Source organism: Shewanella schlegeliana (assembly GCF_016765635.1).
GTDB lineage: Bacteria > Pseudomonadota > Gammaproteobacteria > Enterobacterales > Shewanellaceae > Shewanella > Shewanella schlegeliana.
Genome location: NZ_JAESVD010000002.1, coordinates 26251 through 38616, shown reverse-complemented (window position 1 = coordinate 38616; position 12366 = coordinate 26251). Strand labels below are relative to the sequence as shown.

Here is a 12366-nt window from a genome sequence, read left to right as displayed (position 1 = left end):
GATTGTATAAAAAAATACCAATGCCCAGGTGTGAATATAGTGTTAATTTGGTTATTTTGACTGGTGGTCTTTGTGTGTTGGTGTGACGATGATGTCGGGTAAGTGATGAATTGTGATCTATATCGCTCGGGGTTAAAGCAATGCTATGCTATTTTGCTGCGCGGATTACAGCGGGCGTGATGTAATTTTTTCACGTTTAAGATAATTTGAAAATAAAATCTGCTGTTATTTAAATACTTAGGAAGGTTAATACAGGATAGACGCAGTCGAGTTGTTATTTGCTTGATTGGGTTTGTCATGGGGATTGAAATAAAATGATAGAAACAACGGTTAATTTTCTCAATGCGCTGCTTTGGGGAAAGCTTTTAGTATATGGTCTGGTGGGAGCCGGACTGTATTTTACAGTTCGACTGACATTTATTCAGCTTACTCATTTTAAGCATTCTGGCGAAATTATGCTTAAGAGTCGACAAGGTGGCGGCCGCAGCGGTCTTTCATCTTTTCAAGTTTTTTGTACTAGCATGGCTGCACGCGTTGGTGCGGGTAACATGGCTGGCGTGGCAGTGGCAATTACAGCCGCAGGTCCAGGCGCCGTATTCTGGATGTGGCTTATTGCCATCTTAGGTATGGCTACCGCTATGGTTGAGTCAACATTGGCACAGGTTTATAAAGTGCGCGATGAAGACGGCCAATACCGTGGTGGTCCTTCTTATTATATGGAGAAGGGACTTGGTCAACGCTGGATGGGGATCCTATTCTCAATCTTCCTGATCATCGCTTTCGGCCTAGTGTTTAACGCTGTTCAAGCTAATACGATTACTGGCGCAATGACTCAGGTGTTCAATTTAGATCCAACTTATGTTGGCATCGGAATTGTAATTGTCAGTGCCTTTGTGATTATGGGTGGCCTAAATAAGGTTGCCAAGGTCTCTGAAATCGTTGTTCCGATTATGGCTGTAGCCTATATCTTGATCGCTTTTGTTGTTGTGGCAATGAACTTCGAGAAGCTACCAGATGTATTTATGCTGGTGATTAAGAGTGCCTTCGGCCTACAGGAAGCTGTGGCTGGTGGTGTGGCTTATACGATTGCTCAGGCTATGCAAGCGGGTATTGCCCGAGGTTTGTTCTCTAACGAAGCGGGTATGGGTAGTGCTGCTAACGTTGCAGCGAGTGCGTCACCAAACCCAAATCATCCTGCATCGCAAGGCTTTGTGCAGATGATGGGCGTGTTTGTTGATACTATCGTTATCTGTACTGCGACAGCGGCAATTATTTTGTTAGCGGGTGACTTAGGCTCAGACGGTGATGGCATCAAGCTGACCATTGAGGCACTGACTCAACATGTTGGCCCATGGGGTGGCGGATTCGTAGCATTAGCAATTTTGTTATTCTGCTTCACTTCAATTATTGCTAACTACTCTTATGCTGAAACTAACGTAATGTATTTGTCAGGTAACAGTAAGAAAGCACTACCAATATTTAGAATCTGTGTTTTAGGTATGGTGATGTTTGGCGCTGTAGCTAAGATCGGTCTAGTGTGGAACTTAGCCGATGTATCTATGGGCCTAATGGCGACCGTGAACATTATCGCCTTACTGCTACTGTCTGGTTTAGCGATTCGAGTCATTAACGATTATCGTCAACAGCTGAAAAGCGGCGAGACGCCAACGTTTGATGCCAGCAAGTTCCCTGAGCTATCTAATTTAGAAGGCGGGATCTGGACGAGCAAAACTGTTGAAGAGGAAGCCAAGGCTCAAGCTAAGGCCGAAGCGAAAGCAGAAGCTGCTAACGCTTAATCTATAAGCTTTATCAGTACAATCTAAAAAACCACGCTGTTTAAGCGTGGTTTTTTTGTTTTTGTTCAGTATCATTGGTTTAAGAGTTTATCTATAAAGGATTTATGCATGTTGATCTTAGTCTCTCCTGCAAAAACATTAGATTTTGAGAACCCTCCGGGCTGCGAAAGCTATTCAATGCCGACGTTACTCGATCAAAGTGAACAGCTTATTGAGGTTTGTCGCAAACTAACGCCGACCGATATTGCTACTCTAATGAAGGTTAGTGATAAAATTGCAGGCTTAAACGTGGCAAGGTTTAGCTCTTGGCAAAAGGATTTCACTCCAACTAATGCCAAACAAGCGCTGTTTGCTTTTCGTGGTGATGTCTACACTGGACTTGATGCCGATACACTCTCGCCCCTGGCTCTTGATAAGGCACAGCAGCAATTACGGATCTTATCGGGTCTATATGGTTTACTTAAGCCACTAGACTTGATGCAGCCATACCGTTTGGAAATGGGCACTCGTTTAGCTAATGAGCGCGGTTCTAACCTCTATCAATTCTGGGGCGATATCATCACCGATGAGATCAATAAGACCACAGAGGAACAGGGTGATGAGTTTATAATCAATCTGGCTTCTAATGAGTATTTTAAAGCAGTGAAACCTAAGCAGCTCAATGCGCAGGTGATCACCCCAGTCTTTAAAGACTGTAAGAACGGCCAATACAAGGTGATTAGCTTCTTTGCTAAGAAGGCTAGAGGCATGATGGTACGTTATATTTTAGATAATAATATCGACTCGCTAGAGGCATTGATCAAGTTTGATTCGGCGGGTTACTACTACAGTGAGAAAGACTCGAAAGTTAATGAGCCAGTATTCCTGAGGGAAGAGCAGTAGCGATCTTATTCGTGAAAGATGCGTAAATTTAAAAGCAGCTATTTGGCTGCTTTTTCTATTTTTAATAGCGATAAAGTTTAGTGCTTTGGCGCTATTGAACCAAGCTCTATTTGGGGTTGGGGCATTAGGTAGGCAAGCTGAGCATAAGCGGCAACATTTTGCTTGAGTGCTGCAGCTAAAGTACCGTTGGGAGTATGGTGATAACCGAAATAACCGCGGTCGTCTTGCCTAAGTGATGCAACGGGCACGCCCATGGCTGGTCGCATAGGTACATCAGGCCCGCCTGAGGCGCTGTAGTTGCCCATCACGATGCGATTAACTGTCATGGGGGGGCTTTGCTCTAATTGTTGCTTAAAGCCCTGCTCATTAACGCTGAAGTCAATTTGATAGATGCGGCCCGTACCAAAGTCGGATTCTACTGCATTATAATCCTTTTCAGCTTCTCCTTGTGGTTACTTGCATAAGCTTTATCGCCGCAATGACGATTGCGACACTTGTGCCGTCATTAATGGCTCCCGTGCTTTCGTCTCATGAATCTAGGTGAGCGCCAATCAGTACAATCTCTTCTGTCTTAGTCGCACCTGTTACTTCGGCAATCACATTATAAGGGGTAGCAAATCCTTGGTTTTCAGAAGAGAGGGCTAACTTTACCGTCATCTCGCTATCACGTTACAGCTTGGCATTGATAAGATCAGCATCGGGGTCGGACATCGCAGTGGCTGAGATTTTATTGACACCATCTTGGTGGCGCATTATTCCAGTATGGGCTTAAGGTCGTGAGTAGAGTCTCAGCCCATTGCACGGTGATTAAATCTTTCTCACTGCCAGCAAGTGTGGGGCCTACCTCAACGATAAGAGATTCAACTAACTAGTAAGCAAGAGTTGAGTTAAGAGCTTTTTGCTGTAATTGAGCGGCTATAGCCTCGTCTTTATTATTTGTTTTTGTGTGTTGGCAGCCAATTAAGCTAAGGAACGTGAATCAGCAAAGCAGATTGAGATAGTTGTTTTTCATAAGTTTTTTCATTTTTTACTATGTATGTCCCACTTTTAAAAACAATCTAGCAAAAAGTGTGCTTTATGTCCCGACTATATCTGTAAGGCAACGCTATATTAGGGCGTCGGTTTGTTTTAGGAGAAATGGCTCGTAATGAATATAGAACTAATGCAGCAACGAGCAGACCATGCCGTTGTATTGTTGAAAGCGTTAGCCAATGAACGTCGTCTGTTTATCTTGTGTTACCTTCTTAATGAAGGCGAGATGTGCGTTGGTGAAATGAACAAGAAATTGGGTTTAAGCCAATCAGCTCTGTCCCAACATTTAGCTTGGTTACGTAAAGATAATTTAGTAGAAACACGCAAAGAAGCTCAAACAGTTTACTACTCGTTAAAGAGTGATGAAGTTGCTGAGATCATTAAATTACTGAATAACATCTATTGCGATAGTTTAAAGACTGTAGCCTAATGAAGTGAAGACCAGTTGTTAGCGTGACTAGAGCATTTGCTGAGAGCTGGTTTTTATTGGCAAGTTAAAAGTTGTAGTGTAGATGAATAATGGAGAGGCCTGCCTCTCTATTTTTTTGCCTGTTGTTTACGGCGGGCGCGTAGAAACAGCTTCATTGTGACAATGACTTATAGCAATCAGTATTAGCTGTTGATATAAAAGTTGCAGATATAAAAAAACCGGCCAAGGCCGGTTTTTAATTTGCTTTAAAACTAAAAATTAAGCAACAAGTGCTTTGATTTTAGTGTTTAAGCGTGACTTATAACGAGCAGCCTTATTCTTGTGAATAAGACCTTTAGTCGCCATACGGTCAACAATTGGTTGTGCTACAGCGAAAGCAGCAGTAGCTGCCGCGTGATCACCTGCATTGATTGCAGCAATTACTTTTTTAACGTAAGTACGTAACATTGAGCTACGGCTAGCGTTATGTTGGCGACGCTTTTCAGATTGAAGCGCGCGCTTCTTTGCAGACTTGCTATTAGCCAAGGTGCAACTCCTAAAACTGGGTTTGGTATTTTTAAGGTCGAGGAATATGCCCTATTTTTGTCACTTTGTCAATGACAATGATTGAATCAATCTGATTAACTCAAAATAATCCAACCAGCTTGGCTATCTTCAACCTAACTCGTGTAATATGTGGCGCAATTCTAGCAGGTATTGCTATGAGACAATAGAGGCTAATGCTAATTTTTATGCGATATTGCCTAAGTTATTTAGCTCTATCCAGAGGTCGGGGGCGTTTTGAGCAAGAAGTTAATTAAGTCTGGCATGATTGTAAGTGCTATGACGCTGATTTCCCGTGTTTTAGGTTTAGTTAGGGATGTGGTTATCGCTAACTTGATGGGAGCGGGTAGTAGTGCGGATGTTTTTTTCTTCGCAAATAAAATCCCAAATTTTTTAAGGCGACTGTTTGCTGAGGGGGCATTTGCGCAAGCGTTTGTTCCCGTTTTAACGGAGTATCAAGAAAAAAATACTAAAGAGGAGGTTCGGGAGTTAATTTCTAAAGTTGCTGGTACCTTGGGCATACTCGTCACTATTGTTACTCTAGTCGGGGTTATAGCATCTCCTGTACTCGCCGCTCTATTCGGTGGTGGCTGGTTTTTAGCTTGGTTAAATGACGAGCCTAATGGTGCTAAGTTTGAGTTGGCCTCTTTGATGCTGAAGATAACCTTTCCATATCTTTGGTTTATCACCTTTACTGCATTGGCTGGTTCGATATTAAATACCCGCGGTCGATTTGCTGTCTCAGCATTTACACCGGTATTTTTAAATGTCGCTATCATTGCGGCGGCAATCTATCTTGCGCCTAACCTGAGTCAGCCTGAAATTGGCTTAGCTTGCGGGGTGTTTTTAGGTGGTTTAATCCAGTTCTTGTTCCAAATTCCTTTTCTTATTAAAGAGAATGCGATGGTTAAGCCAACTTGGGGCTGGAATCATCCTGGAGTGACCAAGATAAGAACTTTGATGATCCCGGCACTTTTTGGTGTGTCGGTGTCACAAATTAACCTGTTGCTCGATACCTTTATTGCAAGCTTCTTGATGACGGGATCTATCAGTTGGCTCTATTACTCTGACCGATTACTGGAGTTTCCTTTAGGCTTATTTGGCATCGCTATCGCAACGGTTATCTTACCCGCATTATCTAAACGTCATGTGAATGCCGAAAGTAATGAGTTTGCCAAAACCATGGACTGGGGAGTAAAAGCGATTATTCTACTGGGGTTACCTGCAATGTGTGGCCTAATTATGCTAGCTAAGCCGATGTTGATGGTGCTATTTATGCGCGGTGCTTTCAGCTACGAAGATGTTGAGATGGCCTCTTATAGCTTGATGGCGTACGGCAGTGGTTTATTGAGCTTTATGTTAATTAAAATCTTGGCACCGGGTTATTACTCACGGCAAGATACTCGAACACCAGTGCGTTATGGCATTATTGCCATGGTGAGCAATATGGTGTTTAACCTTATTTTTGCGATTCCCTTCGGTTATGTTGGGTTGGCTATTGCCACATCGTTATCGGCATTACTGAACGCATTTTTATTGTATCGAGGCCTACATATCGCTAATGTTTACCGAATCAAAAAGTCGACGATAATCTTTAGTGTTAAAGTACTGCTCGCTGCAGGGGTTATGCTTGCAGTATTGTTTAAACTGGATCCGACTACGGCACAATGGATTGACTTGTCCTTTATAGAACGTAGCTATACATTGGCGAAGTTGATTGCATTTGCAGCAATCTCTTACTTTATTTGCTTGGTTTGCCTTGGAATTCGTCCTTGGAGGATGAAAGCTGCTGTTTGAGGCTGATTATCAAGGCTAGCTGGTATATAATCCGCCCATTTACTCTCATGCGTCGTGTAAGATAATGGAATTAATCCGCGGTATTCATAATATTTTGCCGAGACATCATGGTTGCGTATTGACGATAGGCAACTTTGATGGCGTCCATCGTGGTCATGCGGAAGTGATAAATCGACTGGTAGAAAAGGCACAGCATCTAGGCTTGCCCGCAGTTGTAATGACCTTTGAGCCGCAGCCGCGAGAGTTGTTTCAAGGTGAAAACGCGCCGGCTCGCTTGAGCTTATTACGAGACAAGCTAGTCTTGCTTGATGAGCTGAAGATCGAGCGTTTATTATGCGTGAACTTTAATAAGAAATTTTCGAGTTTTACCGCCGAGGATTTTATTGAGCAGCTACTCGTAAAAGCACTCGGTGTGAAATATTTAGTGGTAGGTGATGACTTTTGCTTTGGTAAAATGCGTCAAGGCAATTTTGAGATGCTACGCAAAGCGGGTGAGAAGTATGGCTTTGCCGTGGTGAGCACCCAAAGTTTTGTTTTAGGTGATAAGCGGGTTAGCTCGACAGAAGTCAGGCTGCAGCTTGCAAAGGGTAACCTAGAGCAAGCTCGGCGCTTATTAGGGCACCCTTTCACATTAAGTGGCAAGGTTGCTCATGGTGAGAAAATCGGTCGTACAATAGGTTTTCCCACAGCCAATATCGCTTTAAAACGCAAGGTTTCGCCAGTTCGTGGTGTCTTTGCTGTGAAGCTATATTGGGATAACAGCGATATATATGAAGGCGTGGCTAACGTAGGTTTTAGGCCTACGGTAAATGGTCAAGTGTGTCAGTTAGAAGTCCACTTGTTTGATTTTGATGGTGATCTTTATGGTAAATCCGTTGAAGTTGAATTAGTGGCGAAGATTAGAGACGAGCAGCCATTCGGATCGTTAGATGCGCTGAAAAAACAAATTAAAGATGATGCCGATAGAGCGAAAGCCCTACTTGGTAGCGATGCAGGCTGAAAAGCTTAGCGAACAAAACGGTAAAGGATCAATGAGCGACTATAAATCTACTTTGAATTTGCCGGAAACAGAGTTTCCGATGCGTGGTAATTTGGCTAATCGTGAGCCAGAGATGTTGAAATCTTGGAACGAGAATGGACTGTACCAGCAGATCCGTGAAAGCCGTAAAGATGCTAAACCGTTTATTTTGCATGATGGTCCTCCATATGCGAACGGTGATATTCATATTGGCCACTCAGTAAACAAAATTCTTAAAGATATTATTATTAAGTCAAAAACCATGTCTGGTTTTGACGCGCCATACGTTCCAGGTTGGGACTGTCATGGTCTGCCGATTGAGCTAAAAGTAGAGCAGAAAGTTGGCAAGCCTGGGCATAAGATTACAGCTGCTGAATTCCGTCAAAAGTGTCGTGAATACGCGGCTAAGCAGGTTGACGGTCAGCGTGAAGACTTTATCCGTTTAGGTGTTTTTGCCGATTGGCAAAACCCTTACCTAACGATGGATTACAGCACAGAAGCTAACATCGTACGTTCACTTTCTAAAGTGATCGATAACGGTCACCTTCACAAAGGTGTTAAGCCTGTACACTGGTGTACTGACTGTGGTTCTGCTTTGGCTGAAGCGGAAGTGGAATATGAAGACAAGATGTCGCCAGCGATCGATGTGGCTTTCTCTGTTGTTGATAAGCCTGCTTTACTTGCTAAGTTCGGCGTCAATGATTACCCACATAATATCTCTATGGTTATCTGGACAACGACACCTTGGACGCTGCCGGCTAACCGCGCACTATCTGTAGGTGCTAATGTTGAGTACACCTTAGTTGAGATGGTCAAAGAGGGCCAGACTCAAGCATTAGTATTAGCGACTGATTTGTATGAATCATGTATTGAGCGTTATGGTGCTGAATCGCACACTGTATTGGGTACTGTTGCGGGTAGCGATTTAGAACTACTGCGTTTTAACCACCCATTCTACGGTTTCGACGTGCCTGTTATTTTAGGCGATCACGTGACTGTTGATTCTGGTACTGGTGTGGTTCATACCGCTCCTGGCCATGGTCAAGACGACTTCGTGGTTGGCCAAAAGTATGGCCTAGAAGTGGCTAACCCTGTTGGTGATAACGGCGTTTATAAGCCAGATACAGAGCTCTTCGCAGGTTTACATGTATTTAAGGCAAACAAGAACGTTGTTGAACTGCTAGAAGAGAAGGGTGCACTACTTAGTCATGTACAGATTAAGCACAGCTACCCACACTGCTGGCGCCACAAGACGCCGATTATCTTCCGCGCAACACCGCAGTGGTTTATCTCTATGGATCAAAAGGGTCTGCGTACGCAGGCGCTAAGTGAAATCGAGCAAACTCAGTGGATCCCTGATTGGGGCCAAAGCCGTATCGAGAAGATGGTTGAGAACCGTCCAGACTGGTGTATTTCACGTCAGCGTACTTGGGGCGTGCCAATTACCTTGTTTGTACATCGTGAAACAGAAGAGCTTCACCCTGATAGTGTGTCTTTGATGGAGCGCGTTGCAGCACGTATTGAGCAAGAAGGCATTCAAGCTTGGTGGGATCTTGATGCATCAGAGCTATTGGGCGATGAAGCTGACCAGTACCGCAAAGTGACTGATACTTTAGACGTTTGGTATGACTCAGGTTCAACTTTCTCATCGGTTGTTGCTGCGCGTCCAGAGTTTAAAGGCAATGATATTGATCTTTACCTAGAGGGTAGCGATCAACACCGTGGTTGGTTTATGTCATCACTAATGATCTCGACTGCGATGAACGGCAAGGCTCCTTATAAGCAAGTTTTGACTCACGGATTCACCGTTGATGGACAAGGCCGTAAGATGTCTAAATCAGTTGGTAACGTGATTGCACCGCAACATGTGACTAACAAGCTGGGTGCTGACATTCTACGTCTATGGGTTGCTGCGACAGACTATAGCGGTGAGATGACGGTTTCTGATCAGATCTTAAATCGTAGCGCCGATGCTTATCGCCGAATCCGTAACACGGCTCGTTTCCTATTGGCTAACATCAATGGCTTTAACCCAGAGACCGATATGGTTGCGGTTGAAGACATGGTTGCATTGGATCGCTGGGTAGTTCGCCGCGCAGCTGCACTACAGCAAGAGTTACTAGAGGCATACGAGCAGTATAACTTCCACTTAGTCACTCAGAAGTTGATGCAGTTCTGCTCTGTTGAGCTAGGTAGTTTCTACTTAGATATCATTAAAGACAGACAGTACACAGCAAAAGAAGATAGCAATGCTCGTCGTAGCTGTCAGTCTGCACTGTACCTAATCTCTGAAGCTATGGTTCGCTGGATTGCGCCAATTCTAAGCTTCACAGCTGATGAAATCTGGAAACTGCTTCCAGGTGAGCGCACCGAGTACGTGTTTACCGAGACTTGGTACGAAGGTCTTAAGTCAGTGACACTAGAATCTGACCTAAGTGATGAGTATTGGGATCAGTTGCTAGCCGTTCGAGCAGAAGTGAACAAGGTCATCGAGAACGCACGTCGTGAAAAGCAGATCGGTGGTTCTTTAGAAGCTGAAGTGACCTTGTATGCCGATGAAGCACTGTTAGCTGCACTTGAGAATCTAGGTGATGAGTTACGCTTCGTTCTATTAACTTCTAAGACAGAAGTTGTTGCACTAGCGGCTGCACCATCTGATGCAATCGAGACTGAGCTTGCTTCACTAAAGCTAGGCTTGAAAAAGTCAGAAGCACAGAAGTGTGAGCGTTGCTGGCACCATAGAGAAGATGTCGGCACTGTTGCCGAGCATCCAACACTATGTACTCGTTGTGTAACCAACATCGAAGGCGATGGCGAAGTCCGCCAATTCGCTTAAAGGAACTGTCATGCCCACTACTTGGAAAGACAGTGGCCTGCGTTGGTATTGGGTAGTTGTGTTGGTGTTTCTTGCTGACCAACTATCTAAGCAATGGGTGTTGTCGAATTTTGAGCTTTACGAGTCGATACAGTTATTGCCCATTTTTAACTTTACCTATGTGCGTAATTATGGCGCCGCATTTAGCTTTTTAAGCGATGCAGGTGGCTGGCAACGTTGGTTATTCACCTTCGTTGCGGTTGGCTTTAGCGTAGTGTTATCGGTTTGGCTGCGTCAGCAGCCAAGCAAAATGTGGCGACTAAACTTAGCTTATACCTTAGTTATTGGTGGCGCGTTAGGTAACTTGATTGACCGCCTACAGCATGGCTTTGTGGTCGACTTTTTAGATTTTTATTGGAATACCAGCCATTTTCCTGCATTCAATATCGCCGATTCTGCGATTTGTATCGGAGCTGGACTCATCATCTTAGATTCGTTTGTCACTGGTAAAGATGATAAGCAAACAGGTGAACTGAAGGAGTAGTTAAGTGTCAGAAATGCATTCAATTTTATGTCACATGAATATCGTGCTAGAAGACGGCTCAACTGCTGAGAGCACTCGCTCTAGCGGAAAGCCAGCACGATTTAATGTGGGGGATGAAAGCTTAAGTCCTGCATTTGAAGCTGAGATTATTAACCTTAAACAGGGCGATAAGCACAGCTTTACTTTGCAACCTTCTGACACCTTTGGTGAGTCGAATCCTGATGCTGTACATCATATGGATAGGAGTCGTTTCCCTGCCGATATGAAACTAGAATCTGGCGTAATAGTGAGTTTCGCAGGTCCCGGTGGCAGCGAAATCCCTGGAATGGTGAGAGACGTTGTTGGCGACTCGGTAACTATCGATCTCAACCATCCACTCGCGGGACAAGTGCTCACCTTTGAACTTGAAGTGGTACAGGTACTGTAATTATGAATATTCTTCTGGCAAACCCACGAGGCTTTTGTGCTGGCGTCGATCGTGCAATTAGCATTGTGGAGCGAGCATTAGAGCTGTTTTCACCGCCTATCTATGTCAGACATGAAGTGGTACATAACCGCTATGTAGTACAGAATCTGAAAGACAGAGGTGCGGTATTCGTAGAAGAGTTGGATCAGGTGCCTGATGATAGCATTGTCATCTTTAGTGCCCATGGCGTATCGCAAGCGGTTCGTAGCGAAGCGAAGAGACGTGGCCTTAAAGTGTTTGATGCAACTTGCCCTCTAGTCACCAAGGTTCACCTACAGGTTGCAAGGGCCAGCCGTAAAGGCATTGAATGCATCTTAATTGGCCATGCTGGGCACCCTGAAGTCGAGGGCACCATGGGGCAGTACGACAACCCTGCTGGCGGCGTACATTTAGTTGAGTCTCCACAAGATGTCGAAAACCTCGTGGTTAAAAACCCTGATAATCTGTGTTTTGTTACTCAAACTACCTTGTCTATGGACGATACCACAGATGTGATCGCATCCTTGCAAAGTAAGTATCCTTCAATTGAGGGACCACGTAAGGATGATATCTGTTATGCAACGCAGAACCGCCAAGATGCGGTGCGCAATGTAGCGGAAGAAGTCGAGTTGTTTATTGTGGTTGGCTCCAAGAACAGTTCAAATTCGAATCGTCTGCGTGAGTTAGCACAGAAGAAAGGCACTACGTCTTTCTTAGTCGATAACGCCGATGACGTGGATGCCACATGGTTTAATGGAGTACAACGCGTTGCTGTTACTGCAGGAGCGTCAGCGCCAGAGGTTCTGGTTAAGCAGGTCGTCGATGCCATCGCAAAGATGGCTCCAAGCGTGGTGACTGAGGTAGAAGGTCGCTTGGAAGATACGGTGTTTGCGGTACCTGCAGAGCTTCGTTGATACTATGTAAATCGAGATACAAATTGATGTAAATAAAAAAGAGGCTTAGGCCTCTTTTTTTTTGCTTGAAATTCAGTCACATCGTACATGTTAATCAGTAATGCGTATCAACCACCATAACTCAACATTCGACTAATCTATTATTAACCT

At 44.3% G+C, this 12366-nt stretch carries 12 protein-coding genes; 9 read left to right on the top strand and 3 right to left on the bottom strand.

Features of this window, described 5'->3' with window-relative positions; genetic code table 11:
* Nucleotides 1-314: 314 nt before the first annotated feature.
* Together JMA39_RS03205 and yaaA are read left to right on the top strand one after the other, a co-directional pair.
* Nucleotides 315-1796 carry an alanine/glycine:cation symporter family protein gene (locus JMA39_RS03205; protein ID WP_202720393.1) on the top strand — a complete coding sequence of 494 codons (1482 nt, stop codon included), beginning with the start codon at nt 315-317 and terminating at the stop codon, nt 1794-1796.
* Nucleotides 1797-1904: 108 nt separating this feature from the next.
* Nucleotides 1905-2678 (top strand): peroxide stress protein YaaA, encoded by a 774-nt coding sequence (yaaA, locus tag JMA39_RS03200; RefSeq protein ID WP_202720392.1) that lies wholly within the window; start codon nt 1905-1907, stop codon nt 2676-2678.
* Nucleotides 2679-2755: 77 nt separating this feature from the next.
* Here yaaA and JMA39_RS21375 read toward each other — a convergent pair whose 3' ends face one another.
* Entirely contained in the window at nt 2756-3004 is a 249-nt protein-coding gene (locus tag JMA39_RS21375; protein ID WP_308440708.1) for a hypothetical protein, read from the bottom strand.
* A gap of 202 nt (nt 3005-3206) precedes the next feature.
* Nucleotides 3207-3335 carry a hypothetical protein gene (locus tag JMA39_RS21370; RefSeq protein ID WP_308440709.1) on the bottom strand — a complete coding sequence of 43 codons (129 nt, stop codon included), beginning with the start codon at nt 3333-3335 and terminating at the stop codon, nt 3207-3209.
* A 490-nt stretch (nt 3336-3825) separates the two neighbouring features.
* Between JMA39_RS21370 and JMA39_RS03190 the strand changes: the two genes are divergently transcribed.
* Nucleotides 3826-4140: an ArsR/SmtB family transcription factor gene (locus tag JMA39_RS03190; protein WP_202720391.1), complete on the top strand. Its 315-nt coding sequence runs from the start codon at nt 3826-3828 to the stop codon at nt 4138-4140.
* A gap of 258 nt (nt 4141-4398) precedes the next feature.
* On the opposite strand, the gene rpsT is transcribed toward JMA39_RS03190, so the two are convergent.
* Nucleotides 4399-4665: a 30S ribosomal protein S20 gene (gene rpsT / locus JMA39_RS03185; RefSeq protein WP_202720390.1), complete on the bottom strand. Its 267-nt coding sequence runs from the start codon at nt 4663-4665 to the stop codon at nt 4399-4401.
* A 255-nt stretch (nt 4666-4920) separates the two neighbouring features.
* Between rpsT and murJ the strand changes: the two genes are divergently transcribed.
* From murJ to ispH, 6 genes are all read left to right on the top strand, one after another.
* Nucleotides 4921-6480, top strand: a complete 1560-nt coding sequence (gene murJ, locus JMA39_RS03180) for a murein biosynthesis integral membrane protein MurJ (RefSeq protein ID WP_202720389.1) — start codon at nt 4921-4923, stop codon at nt 6478-6480.
* Nucleotides 6481-6544: 64 nt separating this feature from the next.
* On the top strand, nt 6545-7480 hold the full coding sequence (ribF, locus tag JMA39_RS03175; RefSeq protein WP_202720388.1) for a bifunctional riboflavin kinase/FAD synthetase: 936 nt from the start codon (nt 6545-6547) through the stop codon (nt 7478-7480).
* A gap of 31 nt (nt 7481-7511) precedes the next feature.
* On the top strand, nt 7512-10334 hold the full coding sequence (gene ileS, locus JMA39_RS03170; RefSeq protein WP_202720804.1) for an isoleucine--tRNA ligase: 2823 nt from the start codon (nt 7512-7514) through the stop codon (nt 10332-10334).
* A gap of 10 nt (nt 10335-10344) precedes the next feature.
* On the top strand, nt 10345-10857 hold the full coding sequence (gene lspA, locus JMA39_RS03165; RefSeq protein WP_202720387.1) for a signal peptidase II: 513 nt from the start codon (nt 10345-10347) through the stop codon (nt 10855-10857).
* Nucleotides 10858-10870: 13 nt separating this feature from the next.
* Nucleotides 10871-11284, top strand: a complete 414-nt coding sequence (gene fkpB, locus JMA39_RS03160; RefSeq protein WP_237732620.1) for an FKBP-type peptidyl-prolyl cis-trans isomerase — start codon at nt 10871-10873, stop codon at nt 11282-11284.
* A 2-nt stretch (nt 11285-11286) separates the two neighbouring features.
* Nucleotides 11287-12216: a 4-hydroxy-3-methylbut-2-enyl diphosphate reductase gene (gene ispH / locus JMA39_RS03155; RefSeq protein ID WP_202720385.1), complete on the top strand. Its 930-nt coding sequence runs from the start codon at nt 11287-11289 to the stop codon at nt 12214-12216.
* The last annotated feature ends 150 nt before the right edge of the window (nt 12217-12366 follow it).

Coding starts and splice junctions, on each gene's coding strand:
- JMA39_RS21370 (WP_308440709.1), bottom strand. CDS start 3,335: ATGACGGTAAAGTTAGCCCTCTCTTCTGAAAACCAAGGATTTGCTACC.
- lspA (WP_202720387.1), top strand. CDS start 10,345: ATGCCCACTACTTGGAAAGACAGTGGCCTGCGTTGGTATTGGGTAGTT.
- fkpB (WP_237732620.1), top strand. CDS start 10,871: ATGCATTCAATTTTATGTCACATGAATATCGTGCTAGAAGACGGCTCA.
- ileS (WP_202720804.1), top strand. CDS start 7,512: ATGAGCGACTATAAATCTACTTTGAATTTGCCGGAAACAGAGTTTCCG.
- ribF (WP_202720388.1), top strand. CDS start 6,545: ATGGAATTAATCCGCGGTATTCATAATATTTTGCCGAGACATCATGGT.
- JMA39_RS21375 (WP_308440708.1), bottom strand. CDS start 3,004: ATGACAGTTAATCGCATCGTGATGGGCAACTACAGCGCCTCAGGCGGG.
- JMA39_RS03205 (WP_202720393.1), top strand. CDS start 315: ATGATAGAAACAACGGTTAATTTTCTCAATGCGCTGCTTTGGGGAAAG.
- ispH (WP_202720385.1), top strand. CDS start 11,287: ATGAATATTCTTCTGGCAAACCCACGAGGCTTTTGTGCTGGCGTCGAT.
- yaaA (WP_202720392.1), top strand. CDS start 1,905: ATGTTGATCTTAGTCTCTCCTGCAAAAACATTAGATTTTGAGAACCCT.
- JMA39_RS03190 (WP_202720391.1), top strand. CDS start 3,826: ATGAATATAGAACTAATGCAGCAACGAGCAGACCATGCCGTTGTATTG.